Source organism: Paraburkholderia podalyriae, from assembly GCF_014397785.1.
Classification (GTDB): domain Bacteria; phylum Pseudomonadota; class Gammaproteobacteria; order Burkholderiales; family Burkholderiaceae; genus Paraburkholderia; species Paraburkholderia podalyriae.
Genome location: NZ_VZQQ01000196.1, coordinates 1 through 2,080, shown reverse-complemented (window position 1 = coordinate 2,080; position 2,080 = coordinate 1). Strand labels below are relative to the sequence as shown.

The following is a 2,080-nucleotide window of genomic DNA, read 5'->3' as shown; positions in this document are numbered from 1 at the left end:
ATGATGAGCGCATCCTTCTGCTCGTGCGTCAGCGTCTTGAGATCGGGAACCTGGAGCTCGGCACTCTTCTTCATGCCGCAACTATGCCAGGTTCAGCCGCTGTTTACAACACCGGCTGAATAGTCACAATCCACCAATCCACAGGTGGAAAGGTCGACCGCGCGAACGAACTGCGGCGAACAGTAAGGAGACGAGACGAACGCGACATTGGATACTGGCGTACTGCCGGCAATGCAGGAACTCCACGTGTCGAACGATATTCTTGACGATCGCACGGCCCTCCAGGCGGCGTGGGACCGCGATGGGTACTGGTTCTTCCGGGACGTGCTCGACACCAAAGCAGTTGGCCGGTTGCGCAGAGTATTTCTCGATGAGCTTTCGCAACTTGGCGTGATTGCCCCAGACGATCCCGTTGCTCGATACAACGGCAAGAGCCTCGACGACTTTCCATTTCGTATGGAGTCGCTCGCGTCGCGCAAGACGTCGAAACTTGCATTTGAATGGCACGCTGGTATTGGTCGGGATGATCGGAAAATATGAGTACCAATCTTGTGCTCGACGGAGCGCCGAACTTCCGTCATTTGGGCGGAATGCCCACGCGGGACGGTCGTCGCATCCGCCGCGGCCGCATCTTCCGTTCGGGCAGCCTTTCAGCGCTGACCGTGCGCGACCTCGACATCGTCGCGAAACTGGGGATTCGCCTGATTTGCGATCTGCGCAGCGATGGGGAGCGCAAAGCGGCGCCGAACCGGTGGCTCCACGACCAAGGCGTGGAGGAGATGCACATCGACATCAGTGCCGATCTGCGTGCGGGGGACACGACACTACTCGAAATCCTGAAGCGCGAACCGAACCCGGAGGGCGCGCGTCGCATGATGCTGCAGACTTACCGGAATTTGCCCGCGGCGTTTGCCCGGCCACTGCGGGGACTGTTTGCACGGCTTGCCGATGGCGACTGTTTGCCGGTGATTTTTCATTGCACGGCAGGCAAGGACCGAACCGGCTTTCTGGCGGCGATCGTCCTCCATGCGCTGGGAGTCTCGCGCGAGACGATCTATCGCGAGTACCTGGGAGGGGCTTGTAGGGAACAGCTGCGTGAATCCGCTGTGCGGGCGATGACGATCCACTTCGGCGGCATGGTCGATGCGTCGATCATCGATGTGGTCGCCGGTGTCGAGGAGCGCTACCTGGATGAGGCGTTCTCTGCGATGGCAGCAAGCCACGGCTCGGTCGATCGTTATCTCGAAGAAACAGCCGGGCTTGACCGGTCGCAACTATGCCGGTTACGGGATACCTTGCTGGAATGAACGGAACGTCCGATCTTGAAACGATGCGAGGAGCAGGCGCCGTATCGGGAGGTGGTATTGAACGGCATGCGAGGGTGTAAAAAGTTTGGTTCTGTCGCACCAACGCGTTCGGCTATGATGGCGGAACAACCTGAACGACCGATAGCCTGATGACGACCGTAAATCCAGCGGTGGCCCGAGTGCTCAAACGCCTGCATTATCCGCTCGATGTGATCCTAACGTGCGTGCGCTGGTACGTGGCGTATCCGTTGAGTCTGCGGCATCTCGAAGAAATGATGGCTGTGCGCGGCATTTCGGTCGATCACTCGACCGTACACCGCTGGACCATCAAGCTGCTACCGGTGCTTGAGAAGGCATTTCGCCGTCGCAAACGTCCCGTTGGCGAGAGCCGACGTATGGACGAGACATACATCAAGGTCAAAGGACAATGGAAGTACTTATGCCGCGCCGTGGACAAGGCAGGCAGCACAATCGATTTCCTGCTGCGAGCCCATCCTGACAAGGCTGCCCACAGCGCCATTTCGAGAAATCGATCGCCCGGAACGGCGAACCCGAAAGCGTAACGCTCGAGATGAGCGGGGGCGGATGCGGCCGCCCTCGAAGCCATCAATGCCGGACGTGAAAAGCAGATCAAAATCCGCCAGAACAAGGCAGTATGACTTTCCGTGAGGCAGGGGCTGGCCAGCCGTGACGAATCAGACGCGGGTTAGCATTGCTGCCAGAGCCGCACGGTGTGGACAGCGCCACACCCGGCGATTTCCGGCACGGAGGCC

General features: G+C 59.4%; 2 protein-coding genes and 1 pseudogene. All 3 read left to right on the top strand.

Annotated elements, in window-relative coordinates; translation table 11 throughout:
* Nucleotides 1-246: 246 nt before the first annotated feature.
* Entirely contained in the window at nucleotides 247-540 is a 294-nt protein-coding gene (locus tag F6X42_RS42425; protein ID WP_187639704.1) for a phytanoyl-CoA dioxygenase family protein, read from the top strand.
* A gap of 11 nt (nucleotides 541-551) precedes the next feature.
* Nucleotides 552-1,307 carry a tyrosine-protein phosphatase gene (locus F6X42_RS42420; RefSeq protein WP_187639703.1) on the top strand — a complete coding sequence of 252 codons (756 nt, stop codon included), beginning with the start codon at nucleotides 552-554 and terminating at the stop codon, nucleotides 1,305-1,307.
* A 149-nt stretch (nucleotides 1,308-1,456) separates the two neighbouring features.
* Nucleotides 1,457-1,957, top strand: a pseudogene (locus F6X42_RS42415) (IS6 family transposase); the annotation flags it as partial.
* Between the last annotated feature and the right edge of the window lie 123 nt (nucleotides 1,958-2,080).